At 66.0% G+C, this 22255-nt stretch carries 24 protein-coding genes and 1 pseudogene; 13 read left to right on the top strand and 12 right to left on the bottom strand.

The features are described from left to right. Positions 1 to 9 precede the first annotated feature (9 nt). The gene (locus ACSLGO_RS17445) at positions 10 to 996 is read left to right on the top strand and encodes a DNA-methyltransferase (protein ID WP_436401580.1); all 987 of its coding nucleotides are present in this window, start codon (positions 10 to 12) and stop codon (positions 994 to 996) included. 32 nt (positions 997 to 1028) lie between these two features. On the opposite strand, the gene ACSLGO_RS17450 is transcribed toward ACSLGO_RS17445, so the two are convergent. Next, on the bottom strand, positions 1029 to 1877 hold the full coding sequence (locus ACSLGO_RS17450) for a PHP domain-containing protein (protein WP_325787012.1): 849 nt from the start codon (positions 1875 to 1877) through the stop codon (positions 1029 to 1031). Between the two features lie 121 nt (positions 1878 to 1998). On the opposite strand from ACSLGO_RS17450, the gene ACSLGO_RS17455 reads away from it, so the two are divergent. Continuing rightward, positions 1999 to 3570, top strand: coding sequence for an aminopeptidase P family protein (locus tag ACSLGO_RS17455; protein WP_386917635.1), 1572 nt, complete (start codon positions 1999 to 2001; stop codon positions 3568 to 3570). Positions 3571 to 3654: 84 nt separating this feature from the next. Here the strand turns inward: ACSLGO_RS17455 and ACSLGO_RS17460 are convergent, their stop codons facing one another. Further along, positions 3655 to 4653, bottom strand: coding sequence for a general stress protein (locus ACSLGO_RS17460; protein WP_263127290.1), 999 nt, complete (start codon positions 4651 to 4653; stop codon positions 3655 to 3657). A 121-nt stretch (positions 4654 to 4774) separates the two neighbouring features. Between ACSLGO_RS17460 and ACSLGO_RS17465 the strand changes: the two genes are divergently transcribed. From ACSLGO_RS17465 to ACSLGO_RS17475, 3 genes are read left to right on the top strand one after another with little or no spacing between them, the layout of a single operon-like run. Continuing rightward, positions 4775 to 6061 carry a magnesium transporter MgtE N-terminal domain-containing protein gene (locus ACSLGO_RS17465; RefSeq protein WP_436401581.1) on the top strand — a complete coding sequence of 429 codons (1287 nt, stop codon included), beginning with the start codon at positions 4775 to 4777 and terminating at the stop codon, positions 6059 to 6061. Continuing rightward, on the top strand, positions 6054 to 6644 hold the full coding sequence (locus ACSLGO_RS17470; RefSeq protein ID WP_091603010.1) for a DUF1003 domain-containing protein: 591 nt from the start codon (positions 6054 to 6056) through the stop codon (positions 6642 to 6644). Before ACSLGO_RS17465 ends, ACSLGO_RS17470 begins: the two co-directional genes overlap by 8 nt. A 48-nt stretch (positions 6645 to 6692) precedes the next feature. After that, positions 6693 to 7793, top strand: a complete 1101-nt coding sequence (locus ACSLGO_RS17475; protein WP_436401586.1) for a P-loop NTPase — start codon at positions 6693 to 6695, stop codon at positions 7791 to 7793. A 10-nt stretch (positions 7794 to 7803) separates the two neighbouring features. Here the strand turns inward: ACSLGO_RS17475 and ACSLGO_RS17480 are convergent, their stop codons facing one another. The 4 genes and pseudogenes from ACSLGO_RS17480 to sigE form a co-directional block, all read right to left on the bottom strand. Beyond that, complete coding sequence (locus ACSLGO_RS17480) at positions 7804 to 8229, bottom strand: Sec-independent protein translocase TatB (protein WP_436401583.1); 426 nt, start codon at positions 8227 to 8229, stop codon at positions 7804 to 7806. Between the two features lie 50 nt (positions 8230 to 8279). Continuing rightward, a complete protein-coding gene (locus ACSLGO_RS17485) occupies positions 8280 to 9041 on the bottom strand; it encodes a hypothetical protein (RefSeq protein WP_436401587.1) in 762 nt (253 codons plus the stop codon). 57 nt (positions 9042 to 9098) lie between these two features. Next, positions 9099 to 9191 (bottom strand): annotated as a pseudogene (locus ACSLGO_RS17490) (zf-HC2 domain-containing protein); the annotation flags it as partial. 5 nt (positions 9192 to 9196) lie between these two features. Beyond that, a complete protein-coding gene (sigE, locus tag ACSLGO_RS17495) occupies positions 9197 to 9808 on the bottom strand; it encodes an RNA polymerase sigma factor SigE (RefSeq protein WP_091603001.1) in 612 nt (203 codons plus the stop codon). 352 nt (positions 9809 to 10160) lie between these two features. On the opposite strand from sigE, the gene ACSLGO_RS17500 reads away from it, so the two are divergent. Continuing rightward, a complete protein-coding gene (locus ACSLGO_RS17500) occupies positions 10161 to 10814 on the top strand; it encodes an O-methyltransferase (protein ID WP_091602998.1) in 654 nt (217 codons plus the stop codon). Here the strand turns inward: ACSLGO_RS17500 and ACSLGO_RS17505 are convergent. The 5 genes from ACSLGO_RS17505 to ACSLGO_RS17525 all read right to left on the bottom strand — a co-directional run bounded on the left by ACSLGO_RS17505 (position 10795) and on the right by ACSLGO_RS17525 (position 14542). Then, on the bottom strand, positions 10795 to 12354 hold the full coding sequence (locus ACSLGO_RS17505; protein WP_436401584.1) for a leucyl aminopeptidase family protein: 1560 nt from the start codon (positions 12352 to 12354) through the stop codon (positions 10795 to 10797). The two genes, ACSLGO_RS17500 and ACSLGO_RS17505, sit on opposite strands and share 20 nt — an antisense overlap. Positions 12355 to 12420: 66 nt before the next feature. Next, entirely contained in the window at positions 12421 to 12588 is a 168-nt protein-coding gene (locus ACSLGO_RS17510) for a DUF3117 domain-containing protein (RefSeq protein WP_082413265.1), read from the bottom strand. 183 nt (positions 12589 to 12771) lie between these two features. Continuing rightward, the gene (locus ACSLGO_RS17515; protein ID WP_436401585.1) at positions 12772 to 13347 is read right to left on the bottom strand and encodes a DNA-3-methyladenine glycosylase I; all 576 of its coding nucleotides are present in this window, start codon (positions 13345 to 13347) and stop codon (positions 12772 to 12774) included. Further along, the gene (locus tag ACSLGO_RS17520; RefSeq protein WP_386885072.1) at positions 13344 to 13736 is read right to left on the bottom strand and encodes a DivIVA domain-containing protein; all 393 of its coding nucleotides are present in this window, start codon (positions 13734 to 13736) and stop codon (positions 13344 to 13346) included. The genes ACSLGO_RS17515 and ACSLGO_RS17520 overlap by 4 nt, the downstream gene beginning before the upstream one ends. A gap of 35 nt (positions 13737 to 13771) precedes the next feature. Beyond that, entirely contained in the window at positions 13772 to 14542 is a 771-nt protein-coding gene (locus ACSLGO_RS17525; protein ID WP_091602986.1) for a TIGR00730 family Rossman fold protein, read from the bottom strand. Between the two features lie 175 nt (positions 14543 to 14717). Here ACSLGO_RS17525 and ACSLGO_RS17530 point away from each other — a divergent pair, with 175 nt between their 5' ends. The 4 genes from ACSLGO_RS17530 to ACSLGO_RS17545 all read left to right on the top strand — a co-directional run bounded on the left by ACSLGO_RS17530 (position 14718) and on the right by ACSLGO_RS17545 (position 18039). Continuing rightward, positions 14718 to 15467 (top strand): amino acid ABC transporter ATP-binding protein, encoded by a 750-nt coding sequence (locus ACSLGO_RS17530; RefSeq protein WP_377955638.1) that lies wholly within the window; start codon positions 14718 to 14720, stop codon positions 15465 to 15467. Positions 15468 to 15557: 90 nt separating this feature from the next. Further along, a complete protein-coding gene (locus ACSLGO_RS17535; RefSeq protein ID WP_091602981.1) occupies positions 15558 to 16394 on the top strand; it encodes a glutamate ABC transporter substrate-binding protein in 837 nt (278 codons plus the stop codon). A gap of 101 nt (positions 16395 to 16495) precedes the next feature. Next, positions 16496 to 17170 carry an amino acid ABC transporter permease gene (locus ACSLGO_RS17540; RefSeq protein WP_091602978.1) on the top strand — a complete coding sequence of 225 codons (675 nt, stop codon included), beginning with the start codon at positions 16496 to 16498 and terminating at the stop codon, positions 17168 to 17170. Then, positions 17167 to 18039 (top strand): amino acid ABC transporter permease, encoded by an 873-nt coding sequence (locus ACSLGO_RS17545; protein ID WP_152273614.1) that lies wholly within the window; start codon positions 17167 to 17169, stop codon positions 18037 to 18039. The genes ACSLGO_RS17540 and ACSLGO_RS17545 overlap by 4 nt, the downstream gene beginning before the upstream one ends. Positions 18040 to 18112: 73 nt before the next feature. Here ACSLGO_RS17545 and dapE read toward each other — a convergent pair whose 3' ends face one another. Then, a complete protein-coding gene (gene dapE / locus ACSLGO_RS17550) occupies positions 18113 to 19207 on the bottom strand; it encodes a succinyl-diaminopimelate desuccinylase (protein ID WP_325787027.1) in 1095 nt (364 codons plus the stop codon). A 33-nt stretch (positions 19208 to 19240) separates the two neighbouring features. Here dapE and dapD point away from each other — a divergent pair, with 33 nt between their 5' ends. The 3 genes from dapD to galE are packed head-to-tail and all read left to right on the top strand — an operon-like array spanning position 19241 to position 22171. Further along, on the top strand, positions 19241 to 20212 hold the full coding sequence (gene dapD / locus ACSLGO_RS17555) for a 2,3,4,5-tetrahydropyridine-2,6-dicarboxylate N-succinyltransferase (RefSeq protein ID WP_386885080.1): 972 nt from the start codon (positions 19241 to 19243) through the stop codon (positions 20210 to 20212). A 24-nt stretch (positions 20213 to 20236) separates the two neighbouring features. After that, on the top strand, positions 20237 to 21109 hold the full coding sequence (locus tag ACSLGO_RS17560; RefSeq protein WP_091602966.1) for a hypothetical protein: 873 nt from the start codon (positions 20237 to 20239) through the stop codon (positions 21107 to 21109). 42 nt (positions 21110 to 21151) lie between these two features. After that, a complete protein-coding gene (galE, locus tag ACSLGO_RS17565; protein WP_386917599.1) occupies positions 21152 to 22171 on the top strand; it encodes a UDP-glucose 4-epimerase GalE in 1020 nt (339 codons plus the stop codon). Positions 22172 to 22255: the final 84 nt, after the last annotated feature.

Genomic DNA, 22255 nt, shown 5'->3' on the forward strand with positions numbered 1-22255 from the left:
TCCATACGGATGAGCACACCTAACTGGACGCCGGACGGCGGGTCGCTGATAGTCCACGCAGACAATGCGGATTATCTGCCGACCCTGCCGGACGGCTCCTTTACCCTGATCTACGTCGACCCTCCGTTCAATACCGGGCGTGCACAGCGCCGGCAGCAGACCACCATGGTCCGAAGCACCGAGGGCACCGGCGACCGGACGGGGTTCAAGGGCCGCAGCTACACCACGGTCAAGGGACTGCTCTCCAGCTACGACGACGCGTTCGAGGACTACTGGGCGTTCCTTGAACCCCGGATGGCAGAGGCGTGGCGTCTCCTGGCAGACGACGGCACCCTGTACGTGCACCTTGACTACCGCGAGGTGCACTACGTGAAGGTGATGCTGGACGCCCTCTTCGGGAGGGACTGCTTCCTGAACGAGATTATCTGGGCCTACGACTACGGCGGACGGGCCAAGAACCGCTGGCCTGCCAAGCATGACAACATCCTGGTCTACGTAAAGAACCCCGCTGCCTACCACTTCGACAACGCCGAGGTGGACCGGGAGCCGTACATGGCGCCGGGACTGGTGACACCGGAGAAAGTGGCGCTTGGCAAGCTGCCCACCGATGTCTGGTGGCACACGATCGTTTCCCCCACGGGGAAGGAAAAGACCGGTTACCCCACACAGAAACCGGAAGGCCTGCTGCGCCGTGCCGTAGCCGCTTCCAGCCGCGAGGGCGACTGGGTGCTGGACTTCTTCGCCGGCTCTGGAACCCTGGGCGCAGTGGCCGGGAAGCTCGGCCGCCGCTTCGTGTGCGTGGACGCCAATCCGCAGGCAATCGAGGTCATGGAGCGCCGGCTGGGGCATACCGCCCAGGTACTGGTGCCCGCCAAGCCCAAACGCGTACGGACCCGGCGAACCGCTCCCCCGCGAACCGCCGCGCCGAAGACTGCGTCTCCCCCGGCCCCGCCCGCAGGGTCCGTGGACCCGGGGCAGACGCCCGCGGCGCTTTAGCCAGCCGGTAGCGGACGGTTATGGCCGGACGGTTATGGCCGGACAACGGGTGTGCCGGTACCGAGCTCGGCGATACGCTCCAGGACCTCGGCACTGGTGGTGTTCTCCCCCAGCAGGTTCGGTTTGCCGGTTCCGTGATAGTCGCTGGAACCGGTCACCAGCAGCGAATGCTCCGCGGCCAGCCGGCGCAGGTACGTACGGCCGTCCTCCGGGTTGTCCCTGTGCTCAATCTCCAGGCCGGCCAGCCCGGCGTCGATCATTTCCAGGTAGGTCTGTTCGCCCACCACGCGTCCGCGGGCGGATGCCTCCGGGTGGGCGAAAACCGGCACCCCGCCGGCGTCGCGGATCAGGCGCACCGCGTGCGCGGGATCCGGGGCGTAATGCGCCACGAAGTAGCGGGAACGTCCGGTCAGGATCCCGGCAAACGCAGCCGACCGCGATGGAACCACACCGGCGGCAACCAGCGCGTCGGCGATGTGCGGCCGGCCTATGGTGGCCCCTGGTGCAACCTGCTCCTGCACGTCAGCCCAGCTGATGGGATAGTCCTCGGCAAGGCGTTCCACCATGCGTTCGGCCCGGCTCACCCGTGCCGAACGGGACTTGGCGATCTCCGCCAGCAATCCGGGATGGGCCGGGTCATGGAGGTAGGACAACACATGCACGCTGATGCCGTTATCGGTGCGGCAGGAAACTTCCATGCCTGGTACAAACGTGAGGCCCAGGGAGCGGGCCGCTTCGGCTGCCTCGCCCCACCCGGCAGTGGAGTCGTGGTCCGTCAGCGCCACGGCGTCCAGCCCGGCGGCCGCTGCGGACGCCATGACAGCTCCTGGGGCTTCAGTGCCGTCGGAGACGTTGGAGTGGGTATGCAGGTCGATTCTCACCCCTCCAATCTACGTGGTTCCCCGCGCCGATCCGGCGCTGGCGCTCCGCAGCCGCCGGGGGATGTTTGGCCCTGTTAACTGCCGGTGAGAGCATAGACGGGTGAGTACTGAAGCCAATTCAATGAACCCCGCCGATTCCGGCCTTGAGGAACTGTCCGAGGGGCAGCCGCTTGAGGACCGGGTGAACAACCGTTCCCAGCGCCCCACGTCGCAGGCGTTCAAGGACTTCATGTCCTCCGGCTGGGCCTCTGCGTCCGATGAACTCCCGGAACAGTCCGCGGTGGCTCCGCACGCTGCCGCCCGCCGCCGGGCGCTCTCCGAGCGTTTCACATCTGAACGCCTGGTCATTCCGGCCGGCCCGCTGAAGGTCCGTTCCAATGACACCGATTACCGGTTCCGCCCCCACTCCGGGTTCGCCCACCTCACCGGCCTCGGTCTGGACCATGAGCCGGACGCCGTCCTGATCATGGAACCCGTAGAAGAGGGAACCGGCGACGACGGCGGCCACCACACTGCCACTCTTTACTTCCGTCCGCTCGCCGGCACCGACAGCGAGGAGTTCTACTCCAACGCCCGCTACGGTGCGTTCTGGATCGGTTCCCGCCTGAACCTGGAACAGGTCAGCGCCCTGGTTGGACTGCGGACACGTGACCTCTCCGAGGCCGAAACCGCTATCACGTCCAACGTGGGCGACCCGCAGTTCGGTGGCATCTCCGTCCGTCTGCTGCGCAAGGTTGATGAGATGGTTGACGCCCTGGTGGACACCGTCCGCTACAACACGGCAATGGACCCGGACAACATGGACTTCAGCGCCCTGGACGCCAAGGATGAAGAACTCACCGAGGCGCTCTCTGAGCTGCGCCTGGTGAAGGATGCCTGGGAAATCGAGCAGATGAAGGAAGCCGTGGCGGCCACCGTCAACGGATTCACGGAAGTCGTGAAGATCCTCCCCCGCGCCATCAGCCACCCACGAGGTGAGCGCGTGGTCGAAGGCGCTTTCTTCGCCCGTGCCCGTGAAGAGGGCAACGACCTGGGTTATGACACCATCGCCGCGGCAGGCAACAACGCCACCGTGCTGCACTGGATCCGCAACAACGGCGAGGTCAAGGCCGGGGATCTGCTCCTGCTGGACGCCGGCGTGGAAGCTGACAGCCTCTACACTGCCGACATCACCCGCACGCTGCCGGTCAACGGCACCTTCTCCGAGGTCCAGCGCCGCGTGTACCAGGCAGTGCTCGACGCCGCAGACGCCGGCTTCGCAGCCGCCAAGCCGGGCAACAAGTTCCGCGACGTGCACGCCGCAGCCGTCCGTGTCCTGGCAGAGCGCCTGCAGGACTGGGGACTCCTGCCGGTTCCGCTGGAAGAAGCCCTCTCCGACAACGGCCAGCAGCACCGGCGCTGGATGCCGCACGGCACCAGCCACCACCTGGGACTGGATGTACACGACTGCGCGCAGGCCCGCCGCGACCTCTACCTGGACGGCATCATCGAAGAAGGCATGGTCTTCACGATCGAGCCGGGCCTCTACTTCAAGGAAGAGGACCTCACCATCCCCGAGGAGTACCGAGGGATCGGCGTGCGGATCGAGGACGATGTCCTGATCACGGCCGACGGCGCCGAAAACCTCAGCGCTGCACTGCCGCGTGATCCCTCCGACGTCGAGGACTGGATGGCGGGAATCTACGCCTCCTAGCCTCCCCCATCGAGATGACAGAAACTGCCCGTTTGGAGCTCCAAACGGGCAGTTTCTGTATGTTCGGGATGTGAACCGGGAAGGCTAGCGGCCTTCACCCGGAGTACGCGGGGTGTCCTCGCCGGCAGGGCTTTCGTCCGCTTGGGGCGCTGCAGGAGTATCGGGCTGCTGCTCGGCAGCTCCGGCCTGCGGAGCCGGTTCCGGAGCCGGTCCGGCCTGCTGCTGGCCCTGCGGCGCCGGCGGGGCCGGAGCCTGCTGGGCGGCAGGAAGCCGTACGCCGTAGCGGGGCCGGCCGTCGGGCAGGTCGGGGAACTGTCCGCGCGGGGTGCCTTCTGCGTTGGACGGCTGGGGCGACGGCTGCGGCACCGGTCCGGCTGCCGGCTGACCGTCAGCCTGGCCGGGGGCGGCATGCGCGCCGGGGGCTGCGGGTCCTGCAGCAGGCGCGGAGTCGGGCCGCCCCGCACCGCGGGTTCCGTAGGGATCGGACCACGACGACGGCCGCTCGGGGGCCTGCCCGGAGTAAGGCGGCTGCTGCTGGTACGGGGGCTGGAAGGGGGGCTGACCCGACGGCGGCGCCGGGTGTCCGCTCTGCCCCACCATCGGCAGCTGGGAAAGCAGACGCCGCGCTTCGTTGGCAGCTTCCGGGGCCACGATCACGTCGTAGCTCGTGGCGATCACCTGGCTGGTGGAGGTGAAGTCGCGGCGTCCACGCTGGAACGCGTACGCAAGGACACCAAACAGCAGCCAGAAAATGGCGCCCAGCGCCATGGACGGAATCAGCGACAGGTAGGAGTCGCCGCCGCCGAACAGCATCAGTGCCAGGCCCACGAACAGGCCGAACCACGCACCGGTGGCGGCGCTGGACATGGCAACACGGGGATAGGTCAGGCGGCCGGTGACCCGCTCGACGGACTTCAGCTCATTGCCCACGATGCTCACCAGATGGACGGGGAACTTGGAGTCCGCCAGGTAGTCGACCGCCTTCTGGGCATCCAGGTAAGCCGTGTACCGGCCCACCAGCTCACCCTTGGGGAGAGTTCGTCCGGGGTCCCGCTGCGATGAGGCGCCAAATAGGTTCGACATTCCCCTATTCTTTCGCAGATACAGCGATTGTGGGCCAATGTATCGCTGGCAGTGAACGCTGCCACGCGAGTGCGGCCGTTCGAATGCGCCTATGGGGCCGCCGCCAAGTAGCCTAAGTAAGGTGAGCACTAATCCTACGCGCGTCTTCATTGCACGGCTGCTGGGCCTGGATGTCTTCGACCCCCTCGGGGACAGGCTTGGCCGCCTTCGGGATGCCGTGGTGCTGGACCGCGGGGCAGGCCGCCCGCCCCAGGCCGTGGGCATCGTCGTCGAGGTTCCCGGCAAGAAACGCGTCTTTGTGCCCATCACCCGCATCACGTCCATGGACGCGGGCCAGATCATCTGCACCGGGCTGGTGAACCTCCGCCGCTTCCAGCAGCGCGGGGCGGAGATGCTCGTGGTTGCTGAACTCTTCGACAGCCGAGTGGTCCTGGCGGACGGAAGCGGCGAGGCAACCGTGGAAGACATCGCCGTTGAGCAGAACCGGGCCGGAGACTGGCATGTTTCAAGTCTCTTCGTGCGCCGCGGCGGAGGCGGTTCACGCCTGCGCAGCCTGCGCCGCAAGGGCGAGCTGCTGATCATCGAGTGGCCCGAGGTAGGCCACTGGGACATCACCGGGCCGCAGGCCGCCACGCAGTTCGTGGCGCAGCATGATGACCTCAAGCCCGCCGACTTCGCTGAGGCGCTGCACGAAATGAGCGGCAAGCGCCGAATCGAGGTGGCGAGCGAGCTGCAGGACGAGCGCCTGGCAGACGTGCTCCAGGAGCTGCCGGACGACGACCAGGTTCAGATCCTGCAGTCACTGGACGTTGAGCGCGCGGCGGACGTGCTGGAGGAAATGGATCCCGACGACGCCGCCGACCTGCTCAACGAGCTTCCCGAGGAGCAGAAGGAAGAGCTGCTGCAGCTCATGGAACCCGAGGACGCCCGTGACGTCCGGCGCCTTATGCAGTACGAGGAAGACACGGCCGGCTCGCTGATGACTCCTGTCCCGGTCATCCTTCCTCCGGAAGCGACGGTCGCCGAAGCCCTGGCACACGTGCGCCGTGAGGAACTGACCCCGGCCCTCGCGTCTTCCATCTACGTCTGCCGGCCGCCGCTGGAGACACCCACGGGCCGTTACCTCGGCGTCGTGCACATCCAGCAGCTGCTGCGCACAGCTCCCCCGGAAGCGCTCGGCAACATCCTCGACACTGATCTTGAGCCGGTGCGGGACTACGCGAACATCGCCGAAATTTCCCGAATGCTGGCAACCTACAATCTGAACTCGCTGCCGGTGGTCAATGACAGCGGACGTCTGGTGGGCGCAGTGACAGTCGACGACGTCCTGGACCACCTGCTTCCGGATGACTGGCGTGCCTCCGAAGACACCGGCCCCATAACGTGGCAGGGAAGGAAGAATGGCTGAGAAGAACCGCCCCCGCACTGACGGCCTCGATACCCCGCGCACCGCCAGGACCAGATGGTTCCCGCGGCTTTCTCCCAACCCTGATGCCTTTGGCCATGCCACGGAGAACTTCGCCCGGTTCATGGGCACCCCGCAGTTCCTGCTGTACATGACGGTGTTTTGCGTGGTGTGGCTCGGCTGGAACACCTGGGGCCCGGAATCCCTGCGGTTCGACAGCGTGGCGCTGGGGTTCACGCTCCTGACCCTGATGCTCTCGCTGCAGGCCTCCTACGCGGCTCCACTGCTCCTGCTGGCGCAGAACCGCCAGGATGACAGGGACCGGGTCTCGATGCGCCAGGACCGCGAACGGGCCGAACGGAACCTGCTGGACACCGAGTACCTCACCCGCGAGATCGCCGAACTGCGTATCGCGCTGCGGGAAGTCGCCACCCGCGACTATGTCCGTTCCGAAATACGCGGCCTGCTCGAGGAACTCCTCGAGGCCAACGACGCCGAGGGCCAGCGGCGCGGCACCCGCCGCCGCGGCCAGGACGGCAGCCCGACGCCGCCGTCCAAAGCTGTCCAGGGTGCAGGAGAAGACTAGGCAGTGCCCGAAACAAACGAACACCTGGCAGAACTGGCCCGCGCGGCCATGGAACGGGTCATTGACCCTGAACTGCGCCGCCCCATCACCGAGCTCGGCATGCTGCGCAGCGTGGAGGTGGACGACGCCGGCAGCGCCCGCATCGGCGTCCTGCTCACCATTGCCGGCTGTCCCCTGCGCGGAACCATTACCGCCGACGTCGAGCGGGAGCTTGCCGGAGTTCCCGGCATCACCTCCGTGGACGTGGACCTGGACGTCATGACCCAGGCCCAGCGCGAGGAGCTCAAGGAAAAGCTGCGCGGACCCGGCGGTGCCCGGGGCGTCCCGTTCAGCCGTCCGGGATCCCTGACGAAGGTCTATGCCGTTGCCAGCGGCAAGGGCGGGGTGGGCAAGTCCACTGTGACCGTGAACCTTGCGGCGGCCATGGCTGCCTCAGGCCTGCGCGTTGGGGTGGTCGACGCCGATGTGCACGGCTTCTCCGTTCCGGGCCTGCTGGGCATCACGGCGCCTCCCACACGGGTAGACGAGATGATCCTGCCGCCCGTGGCGCACGGCATCAAGACAATTTCGATCGGCATGTTCCTGGACAAGAACCAGCCGGTTGCCTGGCGCGGGCCCATGCTCCACCGGGCGCTGGAGCAATTCCTCACTGACGTCTATTTCGGGGACCTGGACGTGCTGCTGCTGGATCTTCCCCCGGGCACCGGCGACATAGCGATTTCGGTGGGCCAGCTGCTCCCCTCCTCGGAGATCCTGGTGGTGACCACACCGCAGGCAGCTGCGGCAGAGGTTGCCGAACGCGCCGGAACCGTGGCGGCGCAGACCGGGCAGAAGGTTGCCGGCGTCATCGAAAACATGTCCTGGCTGGCGCTGCCCACCGGGGAACGGATGGAGCTCTTCGGCTCAGGCGGCGGAGCGCTGGTTTCCGGGCGGCTCGGATCCGTCCTGGGCTACGGCGTTCCGCTGCTGGGCAGCATTCCGCTGGATGTGCGGCTGCGCGAGGGAGGGGACGCCGGGCTTCCGGTGGTGCTCGATGAGTCCGCAGCCGGGCCGGATACTGCGGGCGGGGAACTCCGCCGGATCGCTGCGGCGCTCGCCGGACGGCGGCGCGGGCTGTCCGGGCTGAACCTTTCGGTCACCCCGCGCTAAGAGCCTGGGGCTAGGTGGCCTCGGCGTCGAACGGTGCGGGCTCGCCTGCACCCAGGCGCTCTATCCGCTGGACCGGTGACGGTGCAGCCGGAGCCACCGCCGCAGGAACAGCTCCGGGACGCGCTGCGGCTGGGCGGACAGCTCCGTTACTGCGCCCGGCTGCCGGCCGCACCGCCTCTTCGACGTCGTCGAGCAGCGCTTCCTTGATAATCCGCCGGGGGTCGTACTGCCGCGGATCCAGCTTCCGCCAGTCCACCTCGTCGATTTCGGGGCCCACTTCTTCGCGCAGCTGCTCACGGGCGCCCGTTGCCATCCGGCGAAGTTCGCGGACCAGGCGGGCCAGCTGGGAAGCGTATTCCGGCAGGCGTTCGGGGCCGAGAATGGCCACGGCGAGGACCGCCAGGATGATCAGCTCATAGCCGTTAATTCCGAACACTTTTGAAGGTTACCTTTTCCCGCGGGATTGGGGCCACTTTGGGACTGGGGTCAAAGTGATCGCCCTGCGCCGGAGAGCAGCGCCAGCCCGTTCAGGACGCGGTCCACAGCCCCGGAATCCGGGTCCCTTGCAGGCACCAGCAGGCGGGCCGACTCGCTGAGGGAGAGTTCGCCCACTACGGAGGACAGGGTTTCCTCCGGGACTGAGGACCTCAGCGTATAAGTGACATTGCGCGCCGAGAGCACAGCCTCACCGGGGCGGGTCTCATCCCTCCAGACCCGCGGAGCAGTTTCAGCGGTCCTGGTAACAGCGTGAAAACCCTCTTCGGCTACCGGACGGCCGCTGACGGCGTGCAGCACCTCCGTATTGGTGTCGCCTTCCCGCGGGCGCTGTTCATAGACCGTGAGCGTTTCGCCGTTGCGGGTCAGCTCCATGGCGACGGCGGGGTGGCCGGCCACCTGCAGGGTCCGGGCCGAGGCCAGCGTAAAGCCGAGTCCGTCAAGTTCCGGGCAGGACCACCCGGCATTGCGCAGGTCCTGCACGTCCTCGGCGGAGAGGCCCCCGGAACGCTGTTCCGCCAGCTGGTTCCACCCGGCCAGCAGATGCGCCTGCTGCGGTGCCGAAAGTGGTTCGTCCGCAATCGATCCAAGAATGTAGGCGCCGGCCAGGACAAAGCCCGAGACCATCGTGAGGATCCCGCCAATTGCCACGGCGTAGCGTCCGCGGCCCGGTCCGGGCGCGGGCTGCGGACGGCTCGCACTGTCTGCGACGATCCGGCTGGCAAGGTCTTCCCGCGGGGCAGGGACCTTCAAGGCCCGAAGGCGGCTGCGGAGGCGTCGTTCCTCCTCCACCGCGCAGCGGCACGCAGCGCAGCGTGAGAGGTGGGTCTGTACGGCGGCACGCCGGCGGGCCGGTAATTCCTCGTCCAGGAACGCACGAAGATGACGTTTAGGGTGGCGCATATGCTCTAGCCGGCTCCTGCCACGCGGGGAAGCTTCAGGCTGACCGAGGGGGTGCGGCGCTGCGCCGGATCGCGGTGGGCAAGCTTCTCCTTGAGCATGCTGCGTCCCCGGTGGATGCGGGAGCGGACAGTACCCAGCTTCACGCCAAGCGCATGCGCCACTTCGTCGTAGGAGAGCCCCTCCAGGTCACAGAGCACGACGGCGGCACGGAAGTCCGGGGGCAATTCCTCCAGTGCGCGCTGAATGTCCACATCCAGGTTGTTGAACTCGAAGCTGCGCTCCGGTCCGGGACCCGGGGAGGGCAGCCTGCTCTCGGCTTCTTCACTCATGCCGTCGAAGCGGATACGGCTGCGCCGGCGGGCCTGGTCCAGGAAAAGATTAGTGGTGATGCGGTGCAGCCACCCGTCCAGGGTGCCGGGCTGGAACTTTGCCAGGGAGCGGAAAACCCGGACGAACACCTCCTGGGTGAGGTCCTCGGCGTCGTGCTTATTGCCGGTCAGCCGGTAAGCAAGCCGGTACACCTTGGCAGAGTGGGTCTCCACCACTTCCTGCCAGGTCGGACGCACCCAGTCAGTTACCGCGGATGCTTCAGCAGTGCCGTCAAGTGTCCCCGTCACGGTCTTCCTCCCTTCGCAACGTGTTTCTGCCCCCGGCGCCGTGCGGCTCGGCACGGAACGGGCTGGCGATCGTCATCAGGTTCACCATCCATGTTTGCGCATATTTCTGGGAGTTCGCTGTTAGCACGCCTCATGGATGGAGACAAGCGGGTCCCGGATAATACCCGGGCCGCGGGTGCGCGCCGCGCACCGCACCTGGCGGGAATCGGAACGCGGTGGCCTTAAGCTTGTAATGCCGTGGTGCCCGCCGCGGCACTACGCAGCACTTGGCAGCTGTCGGCCGGAATTCCCGGACATGTACCGCCGGGATGCGGAACCCCTGGATTATTTGAGCGAAAGAGACAGTACAACCATGAGCGCCGACAAGCAGAGCACGTGGTCCTACACGGAAGCGCTGCCGTTTGAGGACGAAGTGCTGCTCCGCGCACGCGAACGGTCACACGAACTCGGCGTGAGCGCGGTCAGCACCGGGGTTGGGGCTGCGCTCACCGTGCTCGCGGCGTCATCGAAGGCGCAGACCGTAGTAGAGGTAGGGACCGGTGCCGGTGTCTCCGGCGTCTGTCTGCTCCGGGGCCTGGGCACCGGCTCAGTGCTGACCACCATTGATTCGGATGTGGACCATCTCCGCGCCGCACGCCAGGCGTATTCGGAAGCGGGCATTCCCGGCAACCGGACCCGCACCATTTCAGGCCGGGCGGCCCAGGTGCTGCCCCGGCTGACGGACAACGCCTACGACCTCGTCTTCATCGACGCGGATAAGCCGTCCTTCCTCCTGTACACCGAACAGGCAGTCCGGCTCCTCAAGCCCGGGGGCCTGATGATCATCAACGGCGCCCTGGACAACGGAAGAGTTGCGGATCCCGCTGCCCGGGACCAGCTGACGGTGACAATGCGGCAGGTGGGGCGGTTCATCCGGGATAATGATTCCCTGGTTTCCGCGCTCCTGCCCACCGGCGACGGCCTGCAGCTGGCCGTCAAGACGGCCGCTAGGCGGCCTGCGCCCTAAGCCGGGCAGCCCGGGCCCGCAGGAATGCGATCAGCAGCCGGGCCCCGAAGCCCGTGGCTCCCTTCGCGTATTCGTGGGTATCCGCGCCCACTTCCATGGGACCTGCGATGTCCAGGTGGATCCAGGGCGTCCCGTCCACGAACTTCTCCAGGAACAGTGCGCCCAGGATCGCCCCGCCGCCCGCCTTGGCACCCACTGGCGCAACATGCGCCAGGTCCGCGGAGGTCGAATCAAGCAAATAGTCGTATTCGGGTACCAGCGGCAGCTGCCAGAGCGGCTCGCCGCTGCTGCTCGCGGCAGCTTCCATCGCGGTCAGCAGCCGGGGGTCGTTGCCGAAGAGCGCCGCGTGCCGCTTGCCCAGTCCGAGCATCGCTGCACCGGTAAGGGTTGCGACGTCGATCAGCGCCGAGGGGTTGAGCTCCTTCACGGCGTAGGCCAGCGCATCGGCAAGGACCATGCGTCCTTCAGCGTCCGTGTTGCCGATTTCCACCGTGGTGCCGTTGTAAGTGCGCACAATGTCGCCGGGACGGTAGGACGCGGCACCCAGTGCGTTCTCGGCAAGGGCGAGCAGCGCCGTCACTTCGAACGGTACCTGCAGCTCGGCAGCTGCCTGGACGGCCGCCAGGACGACGGCGGAACCCGCCATGTCCATTTTCATCGCCGGCATGGACTCACGGGGCTTCAGCGAGATACCGCCTGAATCGAAGGTGATGCCTTTGCCTACAAGGACAACGCTCTCGCCGGCGGCAGCCGAAGCGGGCCGGTACGTCACCCGCACCAGGCGGGGGCCGTGTGCCGAGCCGGAACCAACGGCGGTGAGCCCCCCGAAGCCTTCGGCCTGCAGCCGCTGCGGATCCCAGACTTCAATGTCCAGGCCGGAGGCGGAAGCCACGGCAGCCGCCTGGGCAGCCATCCACTCCGGTGTGGCGGTGTCCGGCGGGGCGTTGGTCAGGTCCCGGGCGAGCCAGGCGGCGCGGGCCGCGGTCTCTGCGGGTTCCAGGGCCTGGGGCAGCAGTCCGGTGACTTCCATTTCCGCTGCCATCGGTTCTCCGGGCCCCTTCTGCCCGGTCCGGGGTGCCCGGTATCCGCCGAGGAAAAACCCTTCGAGGAACGCCTGCTGCGCCTGGGCAGTCAGTGAATCGATGACGCTCATGCGAATCCGGCGGGCGCCAAACGTTGCCCGCGCCAGGCTCGCTCCGGCCCGTCGCAGGCTTTGGTGGGACTCGTCGCCGACTCCGAGATAGATGAGCTTGGCGGGAAGATCATCCGATCCCCGCGGAGCCTCTACTACCAGGTGCTCACCGGCCTTGCCGGTGATACCTGCCGCTTCGGCGCGGGAAGCCACATCGATTCCGTAGCGCACCGCAGCTTCCACGGCCCCGCGCCGGGGCTCGGGGACCGTGCGGTCACCGGGCGGACCAGGAGCAATGGCTACGGCAAGAACATCCACGCCCTCAGCCGGGAGCGGCTGGAGCCCGCTGCCTTCGGCCGGGGCGCCGGGGCGCTCCGCCAGCGGAGCGAGCCCGGTTACCGTTGTCATCCTGCGGGTAGCCTGCGAGGCTCCTGCAGGCCTTGGGTTCTGCCTGTTGGGACGCATGCACCAAGCCTAGCTGGTGACGCCGAGGAGGCATTCCTTGAGCTTGCCTGCTTCTTCTGCGTTGAGTTCAACGACCAGCCGGCCGCCGCCGTCGATGGGCACCCGCAGGATCAGGCTGCGCCCTTCCTTGGTGACCTCCATGGGTCCATCACCCGTACGCGGTTTCATCGCAGCCATATTGAAGTTCCCCTTTCAAAAGTGCACTGCGGGGTTATTCCCCGAGTAGTCACCGTTCCCGCTGCTGCCGGGCCCCCATTGTTGTTAGGGTGCCGAGCCGCAATTGGTGCCATTATTCCGCACAAACCGTAAGCAGGCGAAATTTCGGTGTGTCTGGGGACACATCCATGCTGTGCGCGGAGGTTAGGAAACTGTCCTGAATTCACACCCGGCCAGATGATCGTTCACATATCCGGTTGCCTGCAGCATCGCATAGGCGGTCACCGGCCCAACGAACCGGAACCCGTGCCGCCGCAGCTCCCGGGAGAGGCCGCGGGATTCCGCCGTCTGAGCCGGAACGTCCGCAAGGAACTGCGGTGCGGGCTCCTCCGGAGGCCGGTGCCTCTCCAGGATCAGTGCCAGCGATTCGCCCTCCGGCAGGGCCAGCAGTGCGCGCGCATTGCCGATCGTGGCGCGGATTTTCGACTCGTTGCGGACAATGCCCGCGTTACCCATCAGCGAGGCCACGTCCTCCTCGCCGAAAGCAGCTACCGTGTGCGGATCGAAGCCCTTGAACGCCTCACGGAAAGCCTCCCTTTTCCGCAAAATGGTGATCCAGCTCAACCCGGATTGGAACCCCTCAAGGCACAGCCGCTCAAACAGGGCGGATTCGCCGTGGACGGGACGGCCCCATTCGGTGTCGTGGTACGCCAGGTAATCCTCACTGGCCACGGACCAGGGGCAGCGAAGACGGCCGTCAGGCCCGGGGAGTGCGCTCACGGGTCCAGCCGGCCTGAGCGCCGGTTGGGCTCCCCAAGGGCATGCCGGCCCGTTTCGGGCCGGATACCGGCTTCCGGTTCCCGAAGCTGCGCCAGGGCGGCATCCCGTTCCAGCAGCGCCTGGGCCAGCCGGGCCAGGACTTCGTCCACCTCATCCATGCGGTAACCGCGCAGCGCTACTGAAAACCTAAGGTCGGCTATGTCGGCGGCGTCCGGGTGATCCGGCAGGAGCACCGGCGGCAGACGCGGATCGGGTTCCCCGGGGACAGCTGCCAGATCCGGGATGCGCAGGGCGGCAGTGGTTCCTCCACGGCGCGGGCCGGTCCGGCCGGCAGCGAAAAGTGCTGCGGCACCTACGGCGGCTATTGCCAGGAATGCAAGCAGGATCATCACCGGTCCATCGTCGCAGATCCGCGGCCGTGCAGTCAGAGGGAGCGGTGCCCCGCACTGTCGGCGATGATGAGCTTCACGGCCTCGGCCGGGTCATCCACCAGGTGGACAAGGTCCAGGTCCTTAGCGGAGATCATGCCTTCCTCCAGCAGTGTTCCCCGCACCCAATCAAGCAGCGGCTTCCAGAATTCGGTGCCAATGAGGACTATGGGGAATGAGGTGACTTTCTGCGTCTGGACCAGCGTCATGGCCTCGAAGAGTTCATCCAGCGTGCCAAAGCCGCCCGGAAGCACAATAAATCCCTGAGCGTACTTTACGAACATTGTCTTGCGGACAAAGAAATAGCGGAAGTTGATGCCCAGGTCCACCCAGTCATTGAGGCCCGTTTCGAAGGGCAGTTCAATTCCCAGGCCAACGGACACTCCCCCGGCTTCAACAGCGCCCTTGTTTGCTGCCTCCATTGAACCGGGGCCGCCTCCCGTGATGACCGCCAGGCCTGCTTCCGAAAGAAGCCTGCCTACGGCCTCGCCCGTCTGGTACCAGCGGGACCCCGGCAGGCTGCGCGCGGAGCCGAACACGCTGACTGCGGGCCCCAGTTCCGAAAGGGTTCCGAATCCCTCTACGAACTCGCTCTGGATGCGCAGCACGCGCCACGGGTCGGTGTGGGTGAAACTCGTTCCGTCCGCGGTGTCCAGGAGGAACCGGTCCGACTGCGGCACCCGGGCCTGCCCGCGGCGCAGTTCCACCGGACCGCGCCGCTTGGCGGATGCCGGACTGTTGAAGCGTTCTTCGTCGCTGATAGCCATCTACCAAGGCTAGCGTCACCGAGGTGACGCACACCCCACCGCCGCGTCCCCGGCCCGGGGTGATTTGGTTTCTCTTGAGTCACGATTTGTCCACGTCAGAGTGATCGGGAACACCGGGGGTTGATTTGTTCGCTATCTTCTACCTATGACCAGTGACACAACATCAGGGCAGCCGGTGCCTGAGCAAGCAGCACCCCTCGTCTCGCTGAAGAACGTGAACAAGCACTTCGGGGACCTCCATGTGCTGCGGGACATCAACCTTGATGTGGCGCGCGGCGAAGTGGTGGTGGTGATCGGCCCCTCCGGGTCCGGCAAGTCAACACTGTGCCGCGCCATCAACCGCCTGGAAACGATCGACGACGGTGAAATCACCATCGACGGCAAGGCCCTGCCCGCGGAGGGCAAGGCACTGGCCAAGCTGCGTGCCGACGTCGGAATGGTCTTCCAGTCCTTCAACCTGTTCGCGCACAAGTCCATCCTGGACAACGTGGCCCTGGGCCCCATCAAGGTTAAGCGGACCAAGACCGCCGAAGCCAAGGAAAAGGCCATGGCGCTGCTGAAGCGGGTTGGCGTGGACAACCAGGCCAACAAGCTCCCGGCCCAGCTCTCCGGCGGCCAGCAGCAGCGCGTCGCCATTGCGCGGGCGCTCGCCATGAAGCCCAAGGTCATGCTCTTCGACGAGCCCACCTCCGCCCTGGACCCGGAAATGATCAACGAGGTCCTGGACACCATGGTGGAACTCGCCCAGGAGGGCATGACCATGATCGTGGTGACCCACGAAATGGGCTTCGCCCGCAAGGCGGCAGACCGCGTGATCTTCATGGCGGACGGTCAGATCGTTGAGCAGGCCGCACCGGAAGAATTCTTCACCAATCCGAAGAGCGACCGGGCCAAGGACTTCCTCGGCAAGATCCTCGCCCACTAGCGCGCCACTCAAGCAGCACCAGCTTTTCATCCACCCTTTGAGGCAAGGCTTCGGTCCCCACGGACCCAGGCCGCAATGCAAGGAGAAAAAATGCGCAAGACCCGTTACGCAGCCGCCGCCATGGCCGCAGCTGCCGCACTGACCCTGTCCGCCTGCGGCGGCGACTCCGGCTCCGACTCGGCAGCATCCGGTGATGGAGAGAACATCCGCATCGGCATCAAGTTTGACCAGCCGGGCCTGGGCTTCGCGGAATCCGGCGATTACTCCGGCTTCGACGTGGATGTGGCCAAGTACGTAGCCAACGAACTGGGCTACAGCGAAGACCAGATCGAGTTCATCGAGACCCCGTCCGCCCAGCGCGAAAACATGCTCGAGAACGACCAGGTCGACATGATCTTCGCGACCTACTCCATCACGGATACGCGCAAGGAAAAGGTCTCCTTCGCCGGACCGTACTTCGTGGCCGGCCAGGACCTGCTGGTCCGCTCCGACTCCGACATTACCGGTCCCGAAGACCTGAACGGCAAGACCCTGTGCTCGGTCACCGGCTCCACGTCCGCCCAGAAGGTCAAAGACGGCATCGCCAATGACGTGAACCTGGTTGAGCAGCCCAGCTACGCCGAGTGCGTCACCGCCATGCAGGGCGGCTCGATTGACGCCGTCACCACTGATGACATCATCCTGGCCGGCCTGGCCTCGACGGATGCCAACAAGGGCCAGTTCAAGGTTGTTGGCAACACCTTCTCCGAAGAGAAGTACGGCGTCGGCATCCAGAAGGGCAGCGACAAGTGTGAAGACATCAACGCTGCCATCGAAAAGATGATCGAAGACGGCGCGTGGGAAGAAGCCATCAAGAAGAACACCGAAGGCGCTGACTACACGTTCAACGCCGAGCTGAACCCGCCGACCATGGACGCCTGCGCCTAAGCGGCCCGCTTCCGCCTCGCTTTCGGCGGCAACGTTCGGGGCAGGGCCTAGGCCCTGCCCCGAACTCCGCTCCACATATTTTTTTACGGAAGAGGTGACATATGGAAGGTTTCCTCGAACTCTTCGGCGAATACGACGTCGTCGGGGCCTTCTGGGTCAACATCCAACTCACGTTCTGGGCCGGTCTCTGGTCCCTGGTGCTCGGCACCATCCTGGCCGTGATGCGTATTTCGCCGATCGCCAGCCTTCGCTGGTTCGGTACTGCGTACGTGAACATCTTCAGGAACACCCCGCTGACCATCATCATGGTTTTCGGCACTCTGGCCTTGTGGTCCCAGCTGCAGGTAAACCTCTCCTCAGACTTCCAGCTCAACTTCTTCCGGCTCGCTGTTCTGTCCCTGTCGGTCTACCACGCGGCATTCGTTTGCGAGGCGATTCGAAGCGGCGTGAACACCGTCCCGCTGGGACAGGCTGAAGCTGCCCGCTCCATCGGGCTGTCCTTCCTGCCCGCGGCCTGGCTGATCATTCTCCCGCAGGCCTTCCGCGGGGCCGTGGCGCCGCTGGGCAACGTGCTGATCGCGCTGGCGAAGAACACCACCGTCGCTGCGGTGGCCAGTGTTGCCGAAGCGTCCGGGCTGATGAAGACGATGATTGAGTTCCGGCCGGATCTGATGACGCAGATCTTCCTCACCTTCGCGATGGGCTTCGTGCTTATTGTGATTCCCATTGGCCTGCTCACTACCTGGGCCTCGAAGAAGCTGGCGGTGGCACGATGAGCCAAAGTGTCCTGTTTGATGCCCCCGGGCCGCGCGCACGGCGGCGCATCCTCATTGCCAACATCCTCGGGGTGCTCTTCATCCTGGGCCTGCTCGCCATCGTCGTGAATGGACTGGCGGAAAAGGGCCAGTTCGAAGCGGCCAAGTGGACGCCGTTCCTTGAGGCTGACACCTGGCAGTACAACATGCTCCCGGGCCTGATGGCCACGCTCCGCGCAGCCGCCGTCGCCATCGTGACGTCCATCGTCTTTGGCCTGATTTTCGGTCTGGGACGCCTGTCCTCGATCAAGGCCATCAGCTGGGTTGCCGGCATCATCGTGGAGTTCTTCCGCGCAGTACCCGTGCTGCTGATGATGATCTTCTTCTACCAGTTCCTCTCGAAGGCCACTCCGGTTCCGCCGGCAGATGTTCCGTTCGTAGCCGTGGTGCTGGCGCTGACCCTGTACAACGGCGCAGTCATCGCCGAGCTGGTGCGCTCCGGCGTCTTCGGGCTGCCCAAGGGACAGCGCGAAGCCGGGCTCGCCATCGGCCTGACCCGCAGCCAGTCACTGCGGGTGATCGAGGTTCCGCAGGCACTGGTTGCCATGCTGCCGGCCCTGCTGAGCCAGTTCGTGGTGATCCTGAAGGACTCCGCCCTGGGTGCCTTCATCGGCTACAGCGAACTGCTCGTCTTCGCCCGCAGGCTTGCCGCAGGCGAAGGCAACATCCTGCCGGCCCTGCTGGTCACGGCAGCGATCTTCATTGTCCTGAACATGCTCCTGACGTTCGCCGCGCAGCGCCTCTCGCGCAGGCTCGGCGCCCGGGCAGGAAACCTGCTCAAGGCCGAAGACGCCGTCGAACCTGAAGGCGTGCCTGCACCGACCAAGTAGTCCGCACATCCAGATGACAGAAAGTGCCCTTTAGAAGCTTCTAAAGGGCACTTTCTGTCATGTGGATGCGGTGCTAGTTCGCGAGCCAGGCCTGAAGCGCCGCGAGGCAACGGCGGATCGCCTCCGCGCTCACATGCTCGTTGTCCGAATGTGCCAGCAGCGCATCCCCCGGCCCAAAGTTGACGGCAGGAATTCCCAGGGCACTGAAACGGGCGACGTCGGTCCAGCCATACTTGGGCTTCGGCTCGGCTCCCACGGCTGCCACGAAACTGGCTGCTGCCGGACGGTCCAAGCCGGGACGGGCACCGGCGGAGGAGTCGGTGAGCACCAGGTCGAAGCCGTCCAGCAGCTCCCGTACGTAGGCCTCCGCCTGTGCAGGACTCTTGTCCGGCGCGAACCGGTAATTGATCTCCACAACGGCGGAATCGGGAATGACGTTGCCTGCCGTGCCGCCGTGGATCTTCACCGCATTGAGTGACTCCCGGTAGTCCAGGCCTTCAACCCGGACCGTCGCCGGCTCGTGGTCGCGCAGCCGCACCAGGATCTCGGCGGCTGCGTGAATGGCGTTCTCGCCCATCCAGGCACGGGCTGAGTGCGCCGCTTTGCCGGTTGTTCGGGCCTGGAAGCGCATGGTCCCGTTGCATCCGCCCTCCACCGTGCCGTCCGTGGGTTCCAGCAGGATCGCGAAGTCAGCCTTCATCCATTCAGGAAAGGACTTTTCCAGCCTGCCCAGGCCGCTGAGGGAGGCGTCGACTTCCTCGTGGTCGTAGAAGATGAAGGTGATGTCCCGGTTCGGATTGGTGAGTCTGGCAGCCAGCGCCAGCTGCACGGCCACGCCGCCCTTCATGTCGGTGGCACCCCGGCCGTAAATGACGTCTCCGTTACGGGTCGACGGCACGGTTCCCTGCGAGCCGGGGACCGAGGGCAGCGGCACGGTGTCCAGGTGTCCCGCGAGGATGACGCGTTCGCTGCGTCCAAGCCTCGTGCGGGCCATGATCGAATCGCCGTCGCGCACCACTTCCAGGTGATCGAGGCCCTTCAGCGCAGCCTCCACTGCATCGGCAATGGCCGCTTCGTTTCCGGACACACTCTCGATGTCCATCAGTGCCGCCGTAAGGTCAGCGACGTCGTCGAGCAGGTTCAGGGGTTTGGCAGGTAATACGGTCACCGGTCCACAGTACCGCTCGGTAGAGTAGAAGCCATGACTTCAAGCTCTTCCTCAGCCCCCACCCCACGCACCGCGTCCGGTCTCGGACTGGCCACCGTAGCCGCAGACGGCACGGTACTGGACGTCTGGTATCCCCGCCCGGCCCTTGCTCCCCTGGAGAACGACGCAGCGCTGGCAGCAGAGCTCGCGAAGGCAGCGGACGCCATGGCTGACGAAGTCCGCGGAACCCGCGGAGAGGTCCTGGAAACGCAGATCGACCTCGATGCTGCCCCTGCCGGCACCGCTGACGCCTACCTCCGCCTGCACGTTCTCTCCGCCCGCCTCGCAGCTCCCAACACCATCAACCTGGACGGCATCTTCGGTGTCCTTCCCAACGTTGTCTGGACCAACTTCGGTCCGTGCCAGGTGGCCGGCTTCGACGAAGTCCGGATTGGCCTGCGTGCCCGCGGCGCAGTGACTGTCTACGGCGTGGACAAGTTCCCGCGCATGGTGGATTACGTGCTGCCCTCCGGCGTGCGCATCGCGGATGCGGACCGCGTGCGTCTCGGCGCGCACCTGGCCGAAGGCACCACTGTCATGCACGAAGGATTCGTCAACTTCAACGCCGGCACCCTCGGCACCTCCATGGTGGAGGGCCGCATCTCGGCAGGCGTCGTCGTGGGCAACGGTTCCGACGTCGGAGGCGGCGCGTCCATCATGGGCACCCTCTCCGGTGGCGGCAAGGAACGCATCACCGTGGGCGAGCGGGTGCTGCTGGGCGCCAACTCCGGCGTGGGCATCAGCATCGGCGATGACAGCGTCGTCGAGGCCGGCCTGTACGTCACTGCGGGTACCCGCGTGAATGTCACCGACCCCGAAACGAACGACGTCCGCACGGTCAAGGCCGCGGATCTCTCCGGCGTTCCCGGCCTGCTGTTCCGCCGCAATTCAGCCACCGGCGCTGTGGAAGCCCTGCCCCGGCTGGCCCGCACCGTCGAACTGAACGAAGCGCTGCACGCCAACTAGGGTCCGGTCCGGGAGAGAAGGGCAGTGGCCCGCAGCATTCCGCCGGTACGGCGCAGACGCAGCAGCGTGCTGCTTCTTGGTGCCGCGGCAGCAGCCGCGCTGCTGCTTTACCTCCTGGTCATGGCATCCGGACGTGACGAGGTGCGTCCGGTGCGCGAACGCTGTACCGCAACGGTCAGCGGCGCTTCCTGGTCCCTGAACCCGGACCAGGCGGTCAACGCCTCCACCATCACGGCAGTCGCCGTCGCCCGTGGCCTTCCGCCGCGGGCGGCGTCGATCGCGCTGGCCACGGCCGTCCAGGAGTCCGGTCTCCGGAACCTGAATTACGGAGACGACGCCGGGCCGGATTCACGCGGACTGTTCCAGCAGCGTCCGTCCCAGGGCTGGGGCGCGCAGGAGCAGGTCATGGATCCGGTTTATGCGGCCAACGCTTTTTATGACGCCCTCGTCGAGGTCCCCGGGTACCAGGACCTTCCCCTCACCGTTGCCGCCCAGACCGTCCAGCGCAGCGCGTTCCCCGATGCCTACGCGGACCACGAATCCGAAGGCAGGGCCTTCGCCTCCGCCCTGACCGGCCAGACGCCTGCGGCACTGGGCTGCACGCTGGGTCCCGCAGAGGCAGCCGGCGATCCGGACACGGTCCTGGCCGCGATGTCCGCGCTCTATGGGGAACAGCAGGCCATGATCCTCGGAGAGGTGCTGGTGGTGGGCGCCTCCGGCGAATACGGCTGGTCCCTGGCGCAGTGGGCAGTAGCCAACGCCAAGGCACTGAACATCAACGACGTTTCCTATGACTCCAGGACCTGGACCCGCGGCAGCGGTGCCTGGAGCGAATCGGATGCTCCGGCGGCCCAGGTGGCCATCAAGACTGCACCGGCACCGGCCGGTTCGGGATAGCGCTGGGCCGGGCCGGATGGCGAATCCGTTAGGCTGGAAACCATGCGAATACTAGTCACCGGAGGAACCGGCTACATCGGGTCCCACACCACGCTCGAGCTGCTGCAGGCCGGCCACGACGTCGTTGTCATGGACAACCTGGCAAACTCCAGCACTGAATCCCTGGCCCGGGTCCAGGAACTCACCGGACGCACCGCCGCTTTTGTACAGGCTGATCTCCTTGACCCAGCTGCCCTGGAGCAGATCTTCACCGAGCACTCCCCCGAGGCCGTCATCCACTTCGCCGGGCTCAAGGCGGTCGGTGAATCGGTGGCAAAGCCGCTGCACTACTACCGGAACAATGTTGCCGGCACCCTGAACCTGCTTGATGCCATGGACCGCCATGACGTCCGGACCATCGTCTTCAGTTCCTCGGCCACCGTGTACGGGGCATCGGAAGAGGTGCCGCTGGCAGAGCACAGGCCCATGGACGCCGTGAACCCCTACGGCCGCACCAAGGAGCAGATCGAGGACATCCTTGCGGACCTCGGTGCTTCTGACGAGCGCTGGAGCATTGCGCTGCTGCGCTACTTCAATCCGGTTGGCGCGCACGAATCCGGACGCATCGGCGAAGATCCCACCGGCGTGCCCAACAACCTGCTGCCGTTCGTGGCCCAGGTCGCCGTCGGGCGCAGGGAAAAGGTCATGGTCTTCGGCAGCGATTACCCCACTCCCGACGGCACGGGCGTGCGCGATTACATCCACGTCATGGACCTGGCTGCCGGTCACCTCGCTGCCCTTGATTACATTGCCGCCCGCAAGGGGGTCAAGCGCTGGAACCTTGGCACCGGCAACGGTTCCTCGGTGCTGGAGGTCCTGGCAGCCTTCTCCAAGGCAGCAGGCAAGGACGTTCCCTACGAACTGGCGCCGAGGCGTCCCGGAGACGCTGCCGTAAGCTACGCTGACCCCGCTGCTGCCAAGGCCGATCTGGGCTGGACCGCCAGCCGTTCCCTCGAAGACATGTGCCGGGACCACTGGAACTGGCAGAAGCAGAACCCGCAGGGCTACGCCTCCCAGGCCTAGCCCTGCCCCGTCGCCCCGTCTCTCTCTCCCCGCCGAGAGGCCAGTTACGGCCCGTTTGACGCGTCAAACGGGCTGTCCGCCTTG

This window comes from Arthrobacter sp. IK3 (assembly GCF_051337705.1).
In the GTDB taxonomy this organism is placed as follows: Bacteria; Actinomycetota; Actinomycetes; order Actinomycetales; family Micrococcaceae; genus Arthrobacter_B; species Arthrobacter_B koreensis.